Consider the following 19,240-nt stretch of genomic DNA (forward strand, 5'->3'; position numbering starts at 1 on the left):
GCCGGAAGGGGCGGTACGAGCGACCTCGTACCGCCCCTTCCGTGTCGTACCGCTACAGCACCTTCGACAGGAACGACTTCGTCCGGTCGTGCTGGGGGTTGGTCAGGACGTCGCGCGGGTGGCCGGACTCGACCACCACGCCGTCGTCCATGAAGACCAGGCTGTCGCCGACCTCGCGGGCGAAGCCCATCTCGTGGGTGACGACGATCATCGTCATGCCGTCCGCGGCCAGGTCCCGCATCACGTCCAGGACCTCGCCGACCAGCTCCGGGTCGAGCGCGGAGGTCGGCTCGTCGAAGAGCATCAGCTTCGGCTGCATGGCCAGCGCGCGGGCGATCGCGACGCGCTGCTGCTGGCCGCCGGAGAGCTGCGCCGGGTAGTGGCCGGTGCGGTCGCCGAGGCCGACCCGGTCGAGCAGCCGCTCGGCCCGCTCCCGGGCCACCGCCTTGGACTCGCGCTTGACCTGGACCGGCGCCTCCATGACGTTCTCCAGGGCCGTCATGTGCGGGAAGAGGTTGAAGCGCTGGAACACCATGCCGATGTCCCGCCGCTGCGCCGCGACCTCCTTCTCCTTCAGCTCGTAGAGCTTGTCGCCCTGCTGGCGGTAGCCGACCAGGCTGCCGTCCACGTACAGCCGGCCGGCGCTGATCTTCTCCAGATGGTTGATGCACCGCAGGAACGTGCTCTTGCCGGAACCGGACGGGCCGATCAGGCAGAACACCTCGCGCGGCAGCACCTCCAGGTCGATGCCCTTGAGGATGTGCGCGAGACCGAACGACTTGTGCACCCCCTCGGCCTTGACCATCGGGGCGCCGCTGCTCGGCGGGGTGATGTCCTTGGCGAGAGAGCTCATCGGGCCACCTCCGGGCGACGGAACGAACCCCACTGGGACAGATTCTTCCGCAGCCGCTGCAGCGGGGTGGGCGGGAGGTTGCGCGAGGAGCCGCGGGCGTACCGGCGCTCGATGTAGTACTGGACGATGCTGAAGATCGTGGTCAGGAACAGGTACCAGATGCAGGCGACGAAGTACATCTCGACGACCGCCAGCGAGGTGCTGGAGATGTCCGTGGCCTTCTTGATCAGCTCGGGCAGCTGGACCGCGTAGGCCAGCGACGAGGTCTTCAGCATGTTGATGAACTCGTTGCCGGTCGGCGGGATGATGACCCGCATCGCCTGCGGGAGGATCACCCGGCGCAGCGTCTGGCCCTGGGTCATGCCCAGCGCGTGCGAGGCCTCGGTCTGCCCCTCGTCGACCGACTGGATGCCGGCGCGGACGATCTCCGACATGTACGCGGCCTCGTTCAGGCCGAGTCCCAGCAGGGCCGTGAGGACCGGGGTCATCACCTGGTTCATCTCGTCCTTGTAGAACCCCAGGTTGAGGATCGGGAAGACGAGCGCGATGTTGTACCAGAGCAGCAGCTGGACCAGGACCGGGGTGCCGCGGAAGAACCAGATGTAGAACCAGGACACCGTGCTGGTGACCGGGTTCGACGACAGTCGCATCACCGCGAGGATCACGCCGAGCGCGACGCCGAGCACCATGGCCAGCACCGAGATGTAGAGCGTGGTCCAGGCGCCGGAGACGATGCCCTGGTCGAAGAGGTAGTCGGGGATGACGCTGTAGTTGATCTTCGCGTTGGAGAAGGCGATTCCGATCAGCACCAGGAGTGCGATGACCACGACGCCGGACACCCAGCGCCCGTAGTGGCGCACCGGGATGGCCTTGATCTGCTCCGGCGGCACGGACGGCGCCGGAGTCTTGTCGACCGTGTCAGTCACAGTGACGGCCCTTCAGTCGTGCCCGGGTGCTCAGGAGCCGCCGTTGATCTTCGCCTCGGTCACCGCGCCCTGCGTGACGTTCCACTTCTCCAGGATCTTCTGGTAGTCGCCGCTCTTGATGATGGCGGCCACGGCGGCCTGCAGCGCGTCGCGCAGCTGGGTGTTGTTCTTGCTGACCGCGATGCCGTACGGGCCGGCCTCGATCTGCTCGCCGACGACCTCGAAGTCCTTGCCGCCGCCGGAGGTCTTGGCGTTGTAGGCGGCCACCGGGAAGTCGTTCAGGTCGGCGACGGAGGCGCCCTGCTTCAGCCGGAGCAGCGCCTCGGGGTCGGTGTCGAAGGTCTGGAGGTCGATGGCCTTGTTGCCGTCCTTCGTACACTTCGTGCTCTGCGCCTTGGCGATGCCCTCGGACGTGGTGCCCTTCTGCAGGGCCACGACCTTGCCGCACAGGTCGTCCAGGGACTTGATGCCCTTCGGGTTGCCCTTCTGGACCAGGATCGAGGTGCCGGCGGTGAAGTAGTCGACGAAGTCGACGCCGCTGCCGACCTTCTTGCCGGTGTCGGAGTCGATGCCGTTCTGGCGGTCCTTCGTGTCGTTCATCGCCGACATGATCACGTTGAAGCGGTTGGCCTGCAGGCCCACGATCAGGTTGTCGAACTTGCCGTTCTGGAACTCGAACTTCACGCCCAGCTGCTTGCCGAGCGCGTCCGCGATGTCGGGGTCGACGCCGACGGCCTTGCCGTTCTCCATGTACTCGACCGGCGGGTAGGCGATGTCGGAGCCCACCTTGATCACGCCGGCCTTGCGGACGTCGGCGGGCAGCTTGCTCGCCAGCGGAGCCGAGGACGTCGACGAGGAGCCGCTGTCGCCGCCCTTGTCCGTGTGGTCCCCGCAGCCGGTCAGGATCAGGGCGCCTGCGACCGCGATCGCACCGAACGCTGCGGTCTTGTTGCGCGCGACGGTGGTACGACGGGTGGAGCCTGCGGTCATGGTGAGTTCCTCCGGCGGTGGGTAGGACAAGCCGATATACCGATGTGTCTGATATGTCGATATGCCGATGGGTCGACGGAAACACACACCTTCGGGTGTCGCGACCTCGCGGGTTTACGGCATCCTGCCATTGGGATTGCTCCAAGCAGACGTGTCACCATGTCAAAATCGGATAACGGGTGACCCCCGAGACGCGTCAGGCCGGTCCTTCCTCGACCCGCCATCCCGCACATCTGCGGGAATCCGACCTTCTGGCCGGAGAATCTTCGGTTCACCGCCGGTTCATCCCGGGCCTCACCCGGTGATCGTCCGCCGGTCACTCGGCCGCTCATCTGTCGACTACCTACGACATCCGTGATGTGACCTTGCGCCTATTCGACTCGTCGGGAGCGCCGTCCGTCCGGTAAGAAGGTTCTTTACACCCCTCATCCGGGGCTCAGGGCGCGTGTGCGGCGCGCCCGTCGCGCAGGTGCTCGTACGTGCCACTCGTACGTATCAGTGATCGGGCCCTGCGCGGTGCCCGCCCGCTCCCTCACCGGGAGCGGCCGACCCTCAAACCATGCATACCTAAGGGGTAAGACAAGTGGCAGCGGAGATCGTCAATCCTCGCAGCGACAGCGCGTCGGGCACTACGGACCAGGACGGCGGGGCCGAGCCCCTCGATTCCTTCGATCCGGCGTTCGCGCTGCACCGCGGCGGCAAGATGGCCGTGCAGGCCACCGTGCCGCTCCGTGACAAGGACGACCTTTCCCTCGCGTACACGCCCGGAGTCGCGCGCGTGTGCACCGCGATCGCGGAACAGCCCGAGCTGGTCAACGACTACACATGGAAGTCGTCCGTCGTGGCCGTCGTCACCGACGGCACGGCCGTGCTCGGCCTCGGGGACATCGGTCCCGAGGCCTCCCTCCCCGTGATGGAGGGCAAGGCCATCCTCTTCAAGCAGTTCGGCGGCGTGGACGCGGTCCCCATCGCCCTCGCCTGCACCGACGTCGACGAGATCGTGGAGACCGTCGTCCGGCTCGCCCCGTCCTTCGGCGGGATCAACCTGGAGGACATCTCGGCGCCGCGGTGCTTCGAGATCGAGCGCAGGCTCCAGGAGCGGGTCGACATCCCGGTCTTCCACGACGACCAGCACGGCACGGCCGTCGTGACGCTGGCGGCCCTGCGGAACGCCGCGCGGCTCAGCCGGCGGGAGATCGGGCAGCTGCGGGCGGTCATCTCGGGCGCCGGCGCGGCCGGGGTCGCCATCGCGAAGATGCTGGTCGAGGCCGGCATCGGGGACGTCGCCCTCGCCGACCGCAAGGGCATCATCTCGGCCGACCGCGACGACCTCACCGCGGTCAAGCGCGAGGTCGCCGGGTTCACCAACAAGGCCGGGATCAAGGGCACCCTGGAGGACGCGCTGGCCGGCGCCGACGTCTTCATCGGTGTCTCCGGCGGTACGGTCGCGGAGGAGGCCGTTGCCTCGATGGCCGAGGGGGCCTTTGTCTTCGCGATGGCCAACCCGAACCCCGAGGTGCACCCGGACGTCGCCCACAAGCACGCGGCGGTCGTGGCGACCGGGCGGTCGGACTTCCCGAACCAGATCAACAACGTGCTGGCGTTCCCGGGGATCTTCGCGGGCGCGCTCCAGGTGCGGGCCTCCCGGATCACCGAGGGGATGAAGATCGCGGCGGCGGAGGCGCTGGCGGCGGTCGTCGGCGACGACCTCGCCGCCGACTATGTCATTCCGTCCCCGTTCGACGAGCGGGTTGCGCCTGCGGTGACCGCGGCGGTGGCTGCTGCCGCGCGGGCCGAAGGGGTTGCCCGGCGGTGACCTCCAGTGGCCTCGCTCTTCTTGGGCGGGGCCATTTCGTTTCCCAACCGCCCACCCACCCGTTCGGTCGGCTGCGGAGCGGCCGTCGTGCGGGGGCTGCCGCCCCGGGCCCCCGCGGAGGGGGGCCGGTGGGCGGGTCGTCTTCGGGTGGCGGCCGGTGGGGCTTCTCGCGCCGTTCCCCGCGCCCCTTGCGGGGCGCGTCTGTGCGGGGCCTCTGTGCGGGGCGCTCTGCGCAAGAGGGGATGTGTCACAGGGCTCTCCGGTTTCGCCCTCGGGCCGGGGAACCTATCGTCGGCCCTATGTTCGCCGTCTACGCCGCCCGAATCGACCGCGACCAGCCGCTCTCCGGACTCGAGTTGGGGGAGCGCCCTGCCCCCTCGGCCCGGCCCGGCTGGAGTACCGTCGATGTGCGGGCCGCCTCCCTCAACCATCATGACCTCTGGTCACTGCGCGGCGTCGGTCTCCCCGAGGACCGGCTGCCGATGATCCTCGGCTGTGACGCCGCCGGTGTCGACGAGGACGGCAACGAGGTCGTCCTGCACTCCGTGATCGGGCAGAGCGGCCACGGAGTGGGGCCGCACGAGCCCCGGTCCATCCTCACCGAGCGCTACCAGGGCACCTTCGCCGAGCAGGTCGCCGTGCCCACCTGGAACATCCTGCCCAAGCCCAGGGAGCTCTCGTTCGCCGAGGCCGCCTGTCTGCCCACCGCCTGGCTGACGGCCTACCGGATGCTCTTCACCAACGCCGGCGTGCGCCCCGGCGACTCGGTCCTCGTGCAGGGCGCGGGCGGCGGTGTCGCCACGGCCGCGATCGTGCTCGGCAAGGCCGCCGGACTGCGGGTCTTCGCCACCAGCCGCGACGAGGCGAAACGGAAGCGGGCCCTGGAACTGGGCGCCGTCGAGGCCGTGGAGCCCGGGGCCCGGCTGCCGCAGCGCGTGGACGCCGTCATCGAGACCGTCGGCGCCGCCACCTGGTCCCACTCGGTGAAGTCGCTGCGGCCCGGCGGCACCGTCGTCATCTCCGGTGCCACCAGCGGTGACCGCCCCTCGCACGCCGAGCTGACCCGGATCTTCTTCCTGGAGCTGAAGGTCGTGGGCTCCACCATGGGCACCAAGGACGAGTTGGAGGACCTGCTCGCCTTCTGCGCCGCCACCGGCGTACGCCCCGTCATCGACGAACTGCTCCCGCTCGACCGGGCCCGCGAGGGCTTCGAACGGCTGCAGTCCGGCGACCAGTTCGGGAAGATCGTGCTGACCTGTTCCTGAGCGGACGGCCGGGTGGGGCGGGGTCCGCACCCGAACGGCTGTTCCTCAGGGTTTGGGGGCGCGCAGCAGCGCTCCGATGCGGGCCGCTGCCGTCGACAGGTGGTGGCGGGCCTCGCGGAGCTGTTCCGCGGTCACTCCGTGGTCACGGGCCGCGTCGCGGAGGTCGTCGCGGAAACGGTCCAGGAGCCGGTCCAGGTCGCGGGCCGGGTCTCCGGTGTCGGTCTCCGCGCCGTGCGCCCACTCGGGGACGTACTGCGCCGGGAAGTCCTCCGGGGTCTGCCCGTACTCCGGTGCCGGTGACGGCTTGTGCAGGTCGGGGCCGGTCCGGGAAGCGGGCTCGGTGCGGGCGCCCGAGCCGAAGTCCAGGCCGAACCCCTTGCCGTAGTCCTTGCCGAACTCGCCGAACTCCTTGGCGAGTTCGGCAAGGCCCTCGCGGACTCCCGTCGGCCAGTCGCCGCGCGAGAAGTGGTCCTGGACGTGCTCCTGCACCCGGCGGGCGATGCGCTGCATCTCCTCCTGGGCCTGGGCCCGCGCCCGAGCCTGGGCCTCCTGGGCCTGCCGACGGGCCCGCTGGGCCTCGTCACGCGCCCGGCGGCTATCGTCCTTGGCGCGGCGGGCCTGCTCCTTCCACTCCTGCTTGGCCCGGCGCAGCTCCTCCTTGGCGGCCCGCCACGACTCCCTGTCGCCGGGGTCGCCGTACTCGCCGGTTCCCATGCCGGCGCCGTGCCGGGCCTCGGAGGCGGCCGCGCGCACCTCGCGGCGCAGGTCCCCGGCCGCACCGCGCACGTCGGCCCTTATCTCGGCGGCCAGTTCGGCGACCGACTCGCGGATCTCCAGCTCCAGGTCGGCCAGTTCGCCGCTGCGGTCGGCGAGTTCGGCCCGGCCGGCGTCCGTGATGGCGTAGACCTTGCGGCCGCCCTCGGTGGTGTGGGTGACCAGGCCCTCGGCCTCCAGTTTGGCGAGGCGGGGGTAGACGGTGCCCGCCGACGGGGCGTAGAGCCCCTGGAAGCGCTCTTCCAGCAGGCGGATCACCTCGTAGCCGTGGCGCGGGGCCTCGTCCAGCAGCTTGAGGAGGTAGAGGCGCAGGCGGCCGTGGGCGAAGACGGGAGGCATCTCAGAGCACCTTCTTGTCGGTCGTACCGCCGGTCGTGTCACCGGTCGCGGCGCCGGTTGCGCCGTCGGCCGTGCCGTCGGCCGGAGTGGGTGGTTCCGCCGCCCAGGCCGTCCGCTCGTCGTCGTCCTCCGTGGGCGGGCGGCGCAGCAGGGCGATGGAGCCGGAGACCGTGGCGGCGCGGAGCTTGCCGGTGCCCGCGCCGAGGCGGCCGGTGATCTTGTGGGCGCCCCACTGGCCGTGCACCCGCAGCCCGTCGAAGGCGTTGGAGATCGTGCCGCTCGCGGTGTTGGCCTCGACCTCGGCGTCGGCCGGGTGCGGCAGGCGGATGGCGATCTCGCCGGAGACGCTGGTCAGCCGGACGTCGGTCGGGCCGTCCGGATCCAGGTCGATGATCATGGAGCCGCTGACCGAGTCGGCGCGCACGGCGGGGCCCGAGCCCTCGACGACCGTCAGGTCGCCGGAGACGGAGTTGAACCGCAGATTGCCGGTGACGGCCTGGGCCTCCAGGTTTCCCGACACCGTGTCCGCGCGGACCTCGCCGGAGAGGCCGACCAGGGTGGTGTCGCCGGTGACCCCCTTGACCACCGAGGTGCCGCTGATCCCGGAGACGACGGCCGCCGCGCCGACCACACCCACCTCCACACGGGTGTCCGCCGGGACGGCGAGCGAGACCACCGCGCTGCGCCGCCAGCCCTTGCGGTCGAGCCACTTGAGGAAGCCCTTCCAGGGCAGGTCCTCGTAGGCCACCGTGAGGGTGCCGCCCTCGTGCGTGACGATCAGGGGCGGCCCCTCGATCTCCGAGACCTCCAGACGGGTGGAACCCTCGTCGGTGCCCACGACGTTCACTGTTCCGTTGACCACGCGGACGTGCAGGTCGCTGACGGGGGTGTCGAAGTCGAGCTTGCTGGGCTCGGCGACGGACCACTCGGACTTGGACATGGTGCGGACCTCCTCGGGCCGGACGCGACGGCTGGTCACGACGCTGGTCTCGACGACTGGACGCGAGCGCGACCAGGCACTGCTCGCGCCATATCGCGTCTTCCGTAAAACACGATATATCGTGGGTGATGGAAGTCAAGGCACCCGTGGGGGTGATGGATGGGGATGAGGGTTGACGTCGGGCGGGTCCGCGAAAGGCGCATATAGGGCGTCAAGCGGATGAATTGCTTACCGTGTGTCCATGTCGACCGATGGATACAGGGCCGTCACCCGGCCCCTGAGCAGCGACGCGGCCATGCCGAGGGCCCACCGGCTGGCTCTGGCCGAGGTGGCGGTGGGGGTGCCGGCCGCCGCGTGGGGGGTGCGGCGGCGCAGCGTGGGATGGGCCGCGGTGGGGGCGGTGCTCCTGGCGCACGGGGTGCTGGAGCTGTCGTACGAGACCGTGCTGCCCCGGGACTGACGAGAGTCCCGCTGTTACTCCTCTTCGTCGTCGTCCAGCCGGGCCAGCCAGGTCGCCAGGCGCTCCACCGGGACCTCGAAGTCGGGGTTCAGGTCGACGAACGTGCGGAGCTGCTCGGCGAGCCACTCGAAGGTGACCTCTTCCTCGCCGCGCCGCTTCTCCAGTTCCTCGATGCCCCGGTCGGTGAAATACATGGGTCGCTCTCCTGCTGCCTGCCTGTGTGGGTGCCCGGTGGTGGGCGCCTACCAGCCTAGGCGGACGGCGAAGGTGTGACGCCGGTGAAGGGTAGGGCTCGCCCCGCGGGGGAAGGACTCCTTCTCGACGAGGGGAGCCTGGGGTGGACGCACGGGAGCAGTCCTTGCCGGAGACCGAGCCGGCCGGGGCGGGGGAGCCGCTGCCGGACCTGCTGGAGCTGGACCTGGCGGAGCTGAAGCGGATGGACCATCCCGTGCTGCGTGAGGTGCTCGCGGAGCTGCGGGAGCGGGCGGTACGGCCGACGGAGATGCTGTGGGGGTTCAACAACGCCTTCTAGGGGGGACCGACGTGTCCGAAGAGGCTGCGAGGGGCCCCCGGGCGGGGAGGGGGCGGGGCGACACCACCGGGCCCGCGCCGTTCCGGCAGTTCATCGTCAAGGTGCACGGTCGCTGCAACCTGGCCTGTCACTACTGCTACCTGTACGAGGGCCCCGACCGCACCTGGCGCGCCCGCCCGGCGGCGGCCCCGGCCGCGGTGCTCGACCGCACGGCGGTCCGGATCGCCGAGCACGCGCGCGACCACGCCCTGACGGCGGTCTCGCTCGTCCTGCACGGCGGCGAGCCCCTGCTGGCGGGTGTCGGCACGCTGACCCGTTTCACCGGCCTCGTACGCGACCGCGTGCCCGCCGGATGCACCGTCCATGCCACCGTGCAGACCAACGCCACCCTCCTCACCGAGCACCGGATGGCCGCCCTGGCCCGGCACGGCATACGGGTCGGCATCAGCCTGGACGGCGGGCTGGCCGCGCACAACGCCCGCCGCGTCGACCACGCGGGACGCCCCTCCTGGCCCGCCGCCGCGCGCGGAGCACGGCTCGCCGCCGACCGCTTCCCGGACGCCTACGCCGGCGTCCTCACCGTCGTCGACCCCGCCCTGGATCCGGTGGAGACGTACGAGTCCCTGCTCGGCCTGCACCCGCCGGCCCTCGACCTGCTGCTGCCGCACGGCAACTGGTCCGCGCCGCCGCCGTGCCTGGAGGCCACCCGGTACGGCGACTGGCTCTGCTCGGTCTTCGACCGCTGGTGGCGGTCGAGCCACCGGGAAGTGCGGGTACGGCTGTTCGAGGAGTGCATCGCGCTGCTGCTGGGTCTGCCGGCCGCCACCGAGTCGCTCGGGCTCGCCCCGTTCGACGCGGTCGTCGTGGAGACGGACGGATCCATCGAGCAGGTCGACTCGCTGAAGTCCGCGTACGAGGGCGCCGCCGCAACCGGCCTGGACGTGTTCCGGCACGGCTTCGACGACGCCTTGCGGCACCCCGGGGTGGCGGCCCGGCAGGCCGGTGCGGCGGCGCTCTCGGCGCAGTGCCGGGCGTGCGCGGTGCTCGACGTCTGCGGCGGCGGCCACTACGCGCACCGCTACCGGGCCGGGCACGGCTTCGCGAACCCCTCCGTGTACTGCGCCGACCTGCAGCGCTTCATCCGGCACGTGCGCGATCGGCTCGCCGGGGCCAGGACGGCGACCCTCGTGACCGCCCGCACCGTCGCCGTGTCCGAGGCCCAGGCCGAGGCCGAGGCCGTGTCCGAGGCCGAGGCCGTGTCCGAGGCCGAGGCCGTGGACACGGACAGAGACGCGAACGGGGACGTCGACACGGGCCCAGGAAGGGGCTCGGACAGGGACGCCGGCACGGGGTGGGGCAAGGCCGCGGGCGCGGGCTCTGGCAGAGGCTCGGGCAGGGACGCGGCCCCTGGCCCCCGCACCTACGCGGGCACCGGCCCCCGCACGTGCGCGGCGGGCACCGGCCCAGGCAAGGACGCGGACACGGGCGCAGGCAGGGCCCCCGGGCCAGGCCCAGGCAAGGACGCGGGCGCGGGCCCAGGCAGGGCCCCCGGGCCAGGCCCAGGCAAGGACGCGGGCGCGGGCCCAGGCAGGGCCCCCGAGCCAGGCCCAGGCAAGGCCGCGGACACGGGCCCGGGCAGGGTCCCCGGGTCAGGCGCAGGTCCAGGCGCGGGCGGGGGCCGGTGGCCGGGCACGGGGGAGGTAGGGGGCGCCCTTCCCCTGCCGTCTTCCGTGCTCTCGGACCGGTCGCTGGCCGCGCTGGGCCGTACCGAAGGTGATCCGGACACCCTGGGCCTGCTGGCGCGCGACCAGGACACCCGGCGGCTGCTCGTGCTGCGCGCCCTGCTCGACGCGGTCGAGGACGCCGCGGTGCTGCCGGCCGGTGCGCGCGGCCGACTGCGGGAGGACTGGCACCTGCTGGAGGAGGCCGACCGGGCGGCCCCGGCAGGGGACCCCGACACCCCCGCGCCGCCCTACGCGACGACCCCCGCCCGGGCCCGGCTCCTGCACCCCCTCGTCGGCCCCTGGGCCCGCCAGTGCCTGCGCGGACTGCGCCCGGAAGCCGGACCGCCCACCGAGCGGCGCCTGCGCGAACTCGGCCGCGACCTCGCCCACCTCGGCGCGCTGGCCGCCGCGGCCGCCGCCCGTGCCGGCCTCTCCTTCGCGGTACGGCTGACCGCCTGGGACGGCGTGCTCACCCTGCCTTCGCTCGGGGCGCTGCACACCGCCGAGCCGGGGGCCGCCACCGTCGACGTCGTCTGCGCGGACGGCCGGTTGACGCTGCGTCAGAAGCACGCGGTGGACGTCACGGTCCAGGTGGCGGACGGTGTCGGCGCCTGGTCTCCGGCGCCCGCCTGGACGCCCGCCCGCGCCCTGCCCGGTCTGCTGCCCGAAGGCCCGCCGCTACCGCTGGACGACCAGGATCCGTACCGCGTCGCGCACGCCGCCCCCCGGCACCCCGGACTGAGCGGCCCGGCCGTCCTCGACGGGGCGGCCCACGAGCAGTGGTCGAGGACCTGGTCCAAAACCGCCGACGCGCTGCGCCTGGGCGGCGAGCAGCGGGTGGCCGAAGCCGTCGCGCTGCTGCGCTGCCTGGTGCCGCTCGCCCAGCCGCCGGGTCCTGGCCCCGACGACGCCCGGGAGACCGGCAGTTGCAGCGGGACAAGGCGTGAGGCCTTCGGCGCGCTGCTCAGCAGCAGGCCACCGACGCCGGTCACGTTCGCCGCGACCCTCGTGCACGAGCTCCAGCACACCAAACTCTCCGCGCTCGGCGACATGCTGGTGCTGCACCGTGCCGGGCCGCGGAAACGCTACTTCGCGCCCTGGCGCCCGGACCCGCGGCCGTACGACGGCCTGGTGCAGGGCGTGTACTCGCACCTGGCGCTGGCCGACTTCTTCCAGCGGTGCGCGCTGCGGGCCGAGCGCCCGGCGCACCGTGCGGCGGCCTGGGCGCGGCACGCGCGCTACCGCGCCCAGGTGGCGGCGGCGCTGCCCGCGCTGGTGGGATCCCCGGACCTGACCGAGCGGGGGCGCCGGTTCGTGGACCACCTCGTGGCCACGCACGAGCGGATGGCCGAGCACCCCGCGCCCAGGGAACACGTGGTGCGGGCCGAGGCGCAGGTGACCGCGGTGCGCGACCTGTGGACGCGGCGGCACGGTGCCGCGCTGGGGCGCCCGCACCACTGACGAAGCGCCGCCCGGCGGTCGTCACCACAGGTCCGGAACCCGGGCACAGGGCGAGCGACGCGGGAGCCGAGGCTGCGGGAGCCGAGGCCGTGGGAGCCGAGGCCGCGGGAGCGGACGCCGAAAGGCCCGGCCCCCGTGCCGGGGACCGGGCCCTTCAACCGTGCCGGTCGAGGCTCAGGCCTCGAACACCTCGCGCACCAGCTGCTCCTGCTCGGCCTGGTGGCGCTTGGCCGAACCCACCGCCGGGGACGAGGAGTGCGGGCGGGAGATGCGGCGCAGGCGCTCGCCGGCCGGGATGTCCGCGCCGACCGCCAGGTCCAGGTGGTCGATCAGGTTGAGCGCGATGAACGGCCAGGCACCCTGGTTCGCCGGCTCCTCCTGGGCCCAGAGGTACTTCGCGGCGTTCGGGTACTTGTTGACCTCGGCCTGGAGCTCCGCACCCGGCAGCGGGTACAGGCGCTCCAGACGGATGATCGCCGTGTCCGTGACGCCGCGCTTCTGCCGCTCGGCCTCCAGGTCGTAGTAGACCTTGCCGGTGCAGAAGACGACCTTGCGGACCGCGTTCGGGTCCACCGAGGAGTCGCCGATGACCGGGCGGAACTGCCCGCTCGTGAACTCCTCCGCCTTCGAGGCCGCCGCCTTGAGGCGCAGCATCGACTTCGGCGTGAAGACGACCAGCGGCTTGTGGTGCGGGTTGTGCACCTGCCACCGCAGGAGGTGGAAGTAGTTCGACGGGAGGGTCGGCATCGCGACCGTCATGTTGTTCTGCGCGCACAGCTGCAGGAAGCGCTCGATGCGGGCCGAGGAGTGGTCCGGGCCCTGGCCCTCGTAGCCGTGCGGGAGGAGCAGGGTGACGCCGGAGGTCTGGCCCCACTTCTGCTCGGCCGCCGAGATGTACTCGTCGATGACCGACTGGGCGCCGTTGGTGAAGTCACCGAACTGCGCCTCCCACATCACCAGCGCGTCCGGACGGGCCAGCGAGTAGCCGTACTCGAAGCCCATCACCGCGTATTCGGAGAGCAGCGAGTTGTAGACGTTGTAGCGGGCCTGGTCCTCGGACAGGTACAGGAGCGGGGTGTAGTCCGCGCCCGTCTCCCGGTCGATCAGGACCGCGTGGCGCTGGCCGAAGGTGCCGCGCTGGGAGTCCTGGCCGGACAGCCGCACCGGGGTGCCCTCCATCAGCAGCGAGCCGATGGCCAGGGTCTCGCCCATGCCCCAGTCGATCGTGCCGTCCTCGATCATCGCCGCCCGGCGCTGCAGCTGCGGCAGCAGACGCGGGTGGACGGTGAAGTAGTCCGGGATGTTGACCTGGGACTCGGCGATGCGCTTGACGACCTCCGTGGAGATCGCGGTCGGCACGGCGACCGGGAAGCCGTCCTGCGGCTCCTGGGAGGGCGCGGCGGCCGGCTGCGCGGTGGCCTCGCGGACCTCCGTGAAGACCTTCTCCAGCTGGCCCTGGTAGTCCTGCAGGGCCTGCTCGGCCTCTTCGAGGGTGATGTCGCCGCGACCGATCAGGGACTCGGTGTAGAGCTTGCGCACCGAGCGCTTCTTGTCGATCAGGTCGTACATCAGCGGCTGGGTGAAGGCCGGGTTGTCCGACTCGTTGTGACCGCGGCGGCGGTAGCAGATGAGGTCGATCACCACGTCCTTGTTGAACGCCTGGCGGAACTCGAAGGCCAGCCGTGCGACGCGCACGACCGCCTCCGGGTCGTCGCCGTTCACGTGGAAGATCGGGGCCTCGATCATGCGGGCCACGTCGGTGGCGTACATGGAGGAGCGCGAGGACTCGGGGGCCGCGGTGAAGCCGACCTGGTTGTTGATGACGATGTGGACCGTGCCGCCGGTGCGGTAGCCGCGCAGCTGCGACATGTTCAGGGTCTCGGCCACCACGCCCTGGCCCGCGAAGGCCGCGTCGCCGTGCAGGGCGACCGGCAGGACCGTGAAGTCCGTGCCGCCCTTGTTGATGATGTCCTGCTTGGCGCGGGCGATGCCCTCGATGACCGGGTCGACCGTCTCCAGGTGGGACGGGTTGGCGGCCAGCGAGACCTTGATCTGCTCGCCGTCCAGGCCGGTGAAGGTGCCCTCGGCGCCCAGGTGGTACTTCACGTCGCCGGAGCCGTGCATCGACTTCGGGTCGAGGTTGCCCTCGAACTCGCGGAAGATCTGCGCGTACGACTTGCCGACGATGTTCGCGAGGACGTTCAGGCGGCCGCGGTGGGCCATGCCGATGACGACCTCGTCGAGGCGGGACTCCGCCGCCGAGTCGAGCACCGCGTCGAGCAGCGGGATGACGGACTCGCCGCCCTCCAGGGAGAACCGCTTCTGGCCGACGTACTTCGTCTGCAGGAAGGTCTCGAAGGCCTCCGCCGCGTTCAGGCGGCGCAGGATCCGCAGCTGCTCCTCGCGCTCCATCTTGGAGTGCGGGCGCTCCACGCGGTCCTGGATCCACTTGCGCTGCTTGGGGTCCTGGATGTGCATGAACTCGATGCCGGTGGTGCGGCAGTACGAGTCGCGCAGCACGCCGAGGATGTCGCGCAGCTTCATCATCGACTTGCCGGCGAAGCCGCCGACCGCGAAGTCGCGCTCCAGGTCCCACAGGGTGAGGCCGTGCTCGGTGATGTCCAGGTCGGGGTGCTTGCGCTGCTTGTACTCCAGCGGGTCGGTGTCGGCCATGACGTGGCCGCGGACCCGGTAGGAGTGGATCAGCTCGAAGACGCGGGCGGCCTTGGTGACGTCGTCGTCGTGCGAGGCGTCGATGTCCCTCAGCCAGCGGACCGGCTCGTAGGGGATGCGCAGGGCCTCGAAGATGTCGTCGTAGAAGCCGTTCTCGCCGAGCAGGAGGTTGGCGACCGAGCGCAGGAACTCGCCGGAGGCGGCGCCCTGGATGACCCGGTGGTCGTAGGTCGACGTGAGCGTCATGACCTTCGAGATGCCGAGCTTGTTCAGGGTGTCCTGGCTGGTGCCCTGGAACTCCGCCGGGTAGTCCATGGAGCCGACGCCCATGATGACCGACTGGCCGGGCATCAGGCGCGGAACCGAGTGGACGGTGCCGAGACCGCCGGGGTTGGTCAGGGAGACCGTGACACCGGTGAAGTCGTCCATCGTCAGCTTGTTGTCGCGGGCGCGACGGACGATGTCCTCGTAGGCCTGCCAGAACTCGAAGAAGTTCAGCGTCTCGGCCTTCTTGATGGCCGCGACGACGAGCTGGCGGTCGCCGTTGGGCTTCACGAGGTCGATGGCGAGGCCCAGGTTGACGTGGGCCGGCTTGACCAGGGTCGGCTTGCCGTCCTTCTCGCCGAACGACCAGTTCATCGACGGCATGGCCTTGATGGCCTGGACCATCGCGAAGCCGATCAGGTGCGTGAAGGAGATCTTCCCGCCCCGGGCGCGCTTCAGGTGGTTGTTGATGACGATGCGGTTGTCGAACAGCAGCTTCACCGGGACCGCGCGGACCGAGGTGGCCGTCGGCAGCTCCAGCGAGGCGTTCATGTTCTTCGCGACGGCCGCGGCGGGACCGCGCAGCGTGATCAGCTCGGGACCGTCCGGGGCCGCGGCGGCGGGCGCCGCCTTGGCGGGCGCGGCGGCCGGGGCCTGGGCCGGAGCGGCGGCGGGCTTCGCGGGCGCGGGGGCCGGAGCCGCGGCCTTGGGGGCGGCGGGCGCGGCCGGGGCCGGAGCGGCGGGCGCCGGGGCGGCGGGCGCCGGGGCGGCGGGCGCCGGGGCGGCGGGAGCGGCCGCGGCGGGTGCCGGAGCCGCCGGCTGGGCCGGCGCGGGTGTCGTGGAGGTGGTGCCCGCGGCCCCCGCGGCCGCGGTACCCGCCGGAGCCGAGGCGGCGGGCGCCCCCGGCTTGTAGTCGGCGAAGAAGTCCCACCAGGCTCGGTCTACCGAATTCGGGTCCTGGAGGTACTGCTGATAGATCTCGTCGACGAGCCACTCGTTCGGTCCGAACGCGGCCGCGGGGTTCTGGCCCGCTTGGTCTGCGTCGGTCGAGACACTCGAATTACTGGGGGACTGTGGCGACACGGCGGCAACCGCCCTCTTCCGCTTCACAAGGTGATGGACAGCGGGAATCAAGGCTACGCCCCCAGGACCGCGAAGGTCAGGTCGGGCCGGTCCATCGTCGCGTAAGTCACATCAAAAACCGGGTTTCAGGGCTTGATATGGCGGGAAACAAGCGTGGTTGCGCTGCGAAGGGGCCGAACCGGGCATGGCTCCGCCGTGCCGGAGATCACTCTGCTCCCGGGCCCGGCGCGACCTGCGCGGGCGCCGCGCCTGATCACACGTGTCCGGCTGCGCGAACCGCCGTGCCGACCACGGATGGATCTTGAGGCTCCGGATCGCACTTTACGTCAACTTGGCGCGGATGAAAGCCCCGGGAGAGTGACGATAATCCTGCAGCCCCGCTCGGATTCGGCCACACCGATCCGGCCGCCGTGCAGATCCACCGCCCACCGGGCGATCGCCAGCCCCAGTCCCGTGCCGCCGTCGCTGCCCGGTCCGTGCGGCCGCCGTACGGCTCCGCGGTTGAAGCGCTCGAAGACGCGGTGCCACTCCGAACGCGGGATGCCGGGGCCCTCGTCCAGCACCTCCAGCTCCAGTGACTCCGGCTGCGGCCCGCGCCGCGCCTTCACGGTGACCCGGCCGTGCGCCGGGCTGTGCTTGACCGCGTTGTCGATGAGGTTCGCCACCACCTGGTGGATGCGCTCCGGGTCCGCGTGCGCCGTCAGCTCGGGCGGTGAGACGTCGAGGTGCAGGTGCACGTCGGTACGGGTGTGGTTCCCGGAGCCCGAGGCCATGCTCGCGCGCGCCCCGGCGACCATGTTGGCCTCCTTCAGCACGCCCGAGAGGTAGGGCCACACCTCGAAACGGCGCTGCCTGAGCGGGACCACGCCGTTGTCGAGCCGGGACAGGTCGAGGAGGGTCTCCACCAGGCGGCCGAGGCGTTCGGTCTGCTTCAGGGCGGTGCGCATCGTCTCGGTGTCCGGCTCGGCGAACCCGTCGACGACGTTCTCCAGGACGGCCCGCAGCCCCGCGATGGGCGTGCGCAGCTCGTGCGAGACGTTCGCGACCAGCTCCTTGCGCTGGCGGTCCTGGGCCTCCAGCTCGTCGGCCATGACGTTGATCGTCTGGGCCAGGTCGCCCAGCTCGTCCCGGCGGTTCTCGCGCACCCGGCGCGTGTAGTCGCCCTGCGATATCGACCTCGCCACCGCGTTCATGTCGTCCAGCGGCGCGGTCAGCGAGTGCGCCACGAACTGCGTTATGAGCAGCGTGGCGATCATCGAGAAGACCGTGATGAAGCGCAGCTCCGTCTTGGTGTGCACCGCGACGATCGACAGACCCGTGGTGATCAGGACCGAGACGACGACCAGCGCGCCGAGCTTGGTCTTGATGGAGAACGGGCGTACGGCGCCCCAGGGGTCCTCCCCGGGGCCTCCTCTCGGTCCGGCCGGGCCGCCGCTCATGGCGTCGGGGTCTCCAGCGCGTAGCCCACACCGTGCACGGTGCGGATCCGCTCGGCGCCGATCTTCCGGCGCAGCGCCTTGATGTGGCTGTCGACCGTGCGGGTGCCGGAGGCGTCCGCCCAGTCCCACACCTCGGCGAGCAGCTGCTCACGGGAGAGCACCGCGCGCGGGGTGTTGGCCAGGCACACCAGGAGGTCGAACTCGGTGGGGGTGAGGTGGACGTCCTCGCTGCGCACCCGGACCCGGCGCTGCGCGTGGTCGATCTCCAGTTCGCCCAGGCGCAGGATGCCGGAGCGGGGCGTGGAGGCCGCGATGGCCGCCCGCTCCACCCGCCGCAGCAGCACGTGCACGCGGGCCGCCAGCTCCCGCATGGAGAACGGCTTGGTCATGTAGTCGTCGGCACCGACTCCGAGGCCGACCAGCATGTCGGTCTCGTCGTCCCGCGCGGTGAGCATCAGCACCGGCACGGGCCGGGCCGCCTGCACGCGCCGGCAGACCTCCAGACCGTCGAAGCCGGGCAGCATGATGTCGAGGATCAGCAGGTCGGGCTGCCAGGCCTCGGCGGTGTCGACGGCCGCCGGACCGTCGCCCGCCGTTTGCACGAGGAATCCCTCGGCGCGCAGGCGGACCGCGATGGCGTCGACGATCGTGGGGTCGTCCTCGACGACCAGAACCCGGCGCTGGGCGCCCGGAGTGGCCGTCGCTGTGCCGTTGTGGGAGGTGTGTGTCTGCTCCATCGCCCGCCCCTGTGTGCTTTCCGGAACCAGTGGGGTGATCCCATGACTGCGATTGACGCTTGAATGATCCGCGTCAGGGATGCACATTACGGGGACAGCGGGCGCACTCGCTATCCAGGGCGGACGGCAAGGTGGACGACGTCCGGAACGCCCCGGGCAACCGGGATCTCTTCGGTACGCACCTGTTTGAACCCGGCATTCCGCAAGGATCCCTCGAATTTCGCGGAGGGCTGCGCCGACCAGACGGCCAGTACCCCGCCCGGCCTCAACACCCTTGCGCAGCACGCGAGTCCGGACGGTGAGTAGAGCCCTTCGTTGCCCTCGTCGACGGTCCAGCCGGGGCCGTTGTCGATGTCCAGGCACAGCGCGTCGAACGTGTCGGACGTCTCCTCTATGTAGGCGACGAGATCGCTCTCGACGACGGTCGTGCGCGGATCGGCGAAAGCTTGTGCGGAAAGCGTGGAGAGCGGGCCGGTCCGGTGCCAGCCGACGACCGCGGGCTCCCGCTCCACCACCGTGATCCGCCCCCAGCGGGGGTTCCGCGCGGCGTGGGCGAGCGAGAACCCGACGCCCAGCCCGCCGATCAGCACCGCCGGCTCGCTCCGCTCGTCCAGCGCCCGGTAGGCGGCGTCCACGAGCAACCGCTCCGAACGCCCGTCGGAGGTGTCCATCAGGAAGCAGCCGTTGGCGATGATCTGCAGGAGCTCACCGTGTCTGCGCAGCACCACCTCGCCGTACGGTCCGTCACGCCGGTCCAGGACCACGGGGGGACCGTCGGCCGCGGCGGCCGGAGGGGTCGCGGAAGCCGGGTTCGTCATGGCCGCCATCCTGCCCCAACGGGGCTTTGCGGCCATGCGAATTACGGGTGCCGGGCAGCCCTGCGGGTGTCACCCGTTCGAGGGGCCGTCCGGCGCTTCGGGCCCGGGAGCCCCGGGCGGCGGCTCGTATGGTGCCTGCTGACCCC

General features: G+C 71.4%; 15 protein-coding genes and 1 pseudogene. 6 read left to right on the forward strand and 10 right to left on the reverse strand.

What is annotated here, in order from left to right:
- Positions 1-52: 52 nt before the first annotated feature.
- From AB0M11_RS23170 to AB0M11_RS23180, 3 genes are read right to left on the reverse strand one after another with little or no spacing between them, the layout of a single operon-like run.
- Positions 53-853, reverse strand: a complete 801-nt coding sequence (locus AB0M11_RS23170) for an amino acid ABC transporter ATP-binding protein (RefSeq protein WP_365708385.1) — start codon at positions 851-853, stop codon at positions 53-55.
- On the reverse strand, positions 850-1,779 hold the full coding sequence (locus tag AB0M11_RS23175; RefSeq protein WP_365708387.1) for an amino acid ABC transporter permease: 930 nt from the start codon (positions 1,777-1,779) through the stop codon (positions 850-852). The genes AB0M11_RS23170 and AB0M11_RS23175 overlap by 4 nt, the downstream gene beginning before the upstream one ends.
- A 30-nt stretch (positions 1,780-1,809) precedes the next feature.
- Positions 1,810-2,769: an ABC transporter substrate-binding protein gene (locus AB0M11_RS23180; protein ID WP_365708389.1), complete on the reverse strand. Its 960-nt coding sequence runs from the start codon at positions 2,767-2,769 to the stop codon at positions 1,810-1,812.
- 583 nt (positions 2,770-3,352) lie between these two features.
- Here AB0M11_RS23180 and AB0M11_RS23185 point away from each other — a divergent pair.
- Complete coding sequence (locus AB0M11_RS23185) at positions 3,353-4,585, forward strand: NADP-dependent malic enzyme (protein WP_365708391.1); 1,233 nt, start codon at positions 3,353-3,355, stop codon at positions 4,583-4,585.
- Positions 4,586-4,884: 299 nt separating this feature from the next.
- A complete protein-coding gene (locus tag AB0M11_RS23190) occupies positions 4,885-5,850 on the forward strand; it encodes a zinc-binding dehydrogenase (RefSeq protein WP_365708393.1) in 966 nt (321 codons plus the stop codon).
- 45 nt (positions 5,851-5,895) lie between these two features.
- Here the strand turns inward: AB0M11_RS23190 and AB0M11_RS23195 are convergent, their stop codons facing one another.
- Together AB0M11_RS23195 and AB0M11_RS23200 are read right to left on the reverse strand one after the other, a co-directional pair.
- A complete protein-coding gene (locus AB0M11_RS23195) occupies positions 5,896-6,963 on the reverse strand; it encodes a PadR family transcriptional regulator (protein WP_365708395.1) in 1,068 nt (355 codons plus the stop codon).
- A gap of 1 nt (position 6,964) precedes the next feature.
- Entirely contained in the window at positions 6,965-7,903 is a 939-nt protein-coding gene (locus AB0M11_RS23200) for a DUF4097 family beta strand repeat-containing protein (RefSeq protein WP_365708397.1), read from the reverse strand.
- Positions 7,904-8,144: 241 nt separating this feature from the next.
- Between AB0M11_RS23200 and AB0M11_RS23205 the strand changes: the two genes are divergently transcribed.
- Positions 8,145-8,363 carry a hypothetical protein gene (locus tag AB0M11_RS23205; protein ID WP_365708399.1) on the forward strand — a complete coding sequence of 73 codons (219 nt, stop codon included), beginning with the start codon at positions 8,145-8,147 and terminating at the stop codon, positions 8,361-8,363.
- Positions 8,364-8,377: 14 nt separating this feature from the next.
- Here the strand turns inward: AB0M11_RS23205 and AB0M11_RS23210 are convergent, their stop codons facing one another.
- Positions 8,378-8,557, reverse strand: coding sequence for a DUF6104 family protein (locus tag AB0M11_RS23210; protein WP_365708401.1), 180 nt, complete (start codon positions 8,555-8,557; stop codon positions 8,378-8,380).
- 143 nt (positions 8,558-8,700) lie between these two features.
- On the opposite strand from AB0M11_RS23210, the gene fxsA reads away from it, so the two are divergent.
- The 3 genes and pseudogenes from fxsA to AB0M11_RS23225 all read left to right on the forward strand — a co-directional run bounded on the left by fxsA (position 8,701) and on the right by AB0M11_RS23225 (position 12,080).
- A complete protein-coding gene (gene fxsA, locus AB0M11_RS23215) occupies positions 8,701-8,895 on the forward strand; it encodes an FxSxx-COOH cyclophane-containing RiPP peptide (protein WP_365708403.1) in 195 nt (64 codons plus the stop codon).
- A gap of 92 nt (positions 8,896-8,987) precedes the next feature.
- Positions 8,988-10,067: pseudogene (locus AB0M11_RS23220) on the forward strand (FxsB family cyclophane-forming radical SAM/SPASM peptide maturase); the annotation flags it as partial.
- Positions 10,068-11,210: 1,143 nt separating this feature from the next.
- Positions 11,211-12,080 (forward strand): HEXXH motif-containing putative peptide modification protein, encoded by an 870-nt coding sequence (locus AB0M11_RS23225; RefSeq protein ID WP_365708454.1) that lies wholly within the window; start codon positions 11,211-11,213, stop codon positions 12,078-12,080.
- A gap of 174 nt (positions 12,081-12,254) precedes the next feature.
- Here AB0M11_RS23225 and AB0M11_RS23230 read toward each other — a convergent pair whose 3' ends face one another.
- The 4 genes from AB0M11_RS23230 to AB0M11_RS23245 form a co-directional block, all read right to left on the reverse strand.
- Complete coding sequence (locus AB0M11_RS23230; RefSeq protein ID WP_365708406.1) at positions 12,255-16,100, reverse strand: multifunctional oxoglutarate decarboxylase/oxoglutarate dehydrogenase thiamine pyrophosphate-binding subunit/dihydrolipoyllysine-residue succinyltransferase subunit; 3,846 nt, start codon at positions 16,098-16,100, stop codon at positions 12,255-12,257.
- 326 nt (positions 16,101-16,426) lie between these two features.
- Positions 16,427-17,539, reverse strand: a complete 1,113-nt coding sequence (locus AB0M11_RS23235) for a HAMP domain-containing sensor histidine kinase (RefSeq protein ID WP_365708408.1) — start codon at positions 17,537-17,539, stop codon at positions 16,427-16,429.
- Positions 17,536-18,276 (reverse strand): response regulator transcription factor, encoded by a 741-nt coding sequence (locus AB0M11_RS23240; protein WP_365708410.1) that lies wholly within the window; start codon positions 18,274-18,276, stop codon positions 17,536-17,538. Before AB0M11_RS23240 ends, AB0M11_RS23235 begins: the two co-directional genes overlap by 4 nt.
- A 110-nt stretch (positions 18,277-18,386) precedes the next feature.
- Positions 18,387-19,094 carry a spermidine synthase gene (locus AB0M11_RS23245; protein ID WP_365708412.1) on the reverse strand — a complete coding sequence of 236 codons (708 nt, stop codon included), beginning with the start codon at positions 19,092-19,094 and terminating at the stop codon, positions 18,387-18,389.
- Positions 19,095-19,240: the final 146 nt, after the last annotated feature.

It is taken from the genome of Streptomyces sp. NPDC051987, assembly GCF_040680735.1.
Taxonomy (GTDB): Bacteria; Actinomycetota; Actinomycetes; order Streptomycetales; family Streptomycetaceae; genus Streptomyces.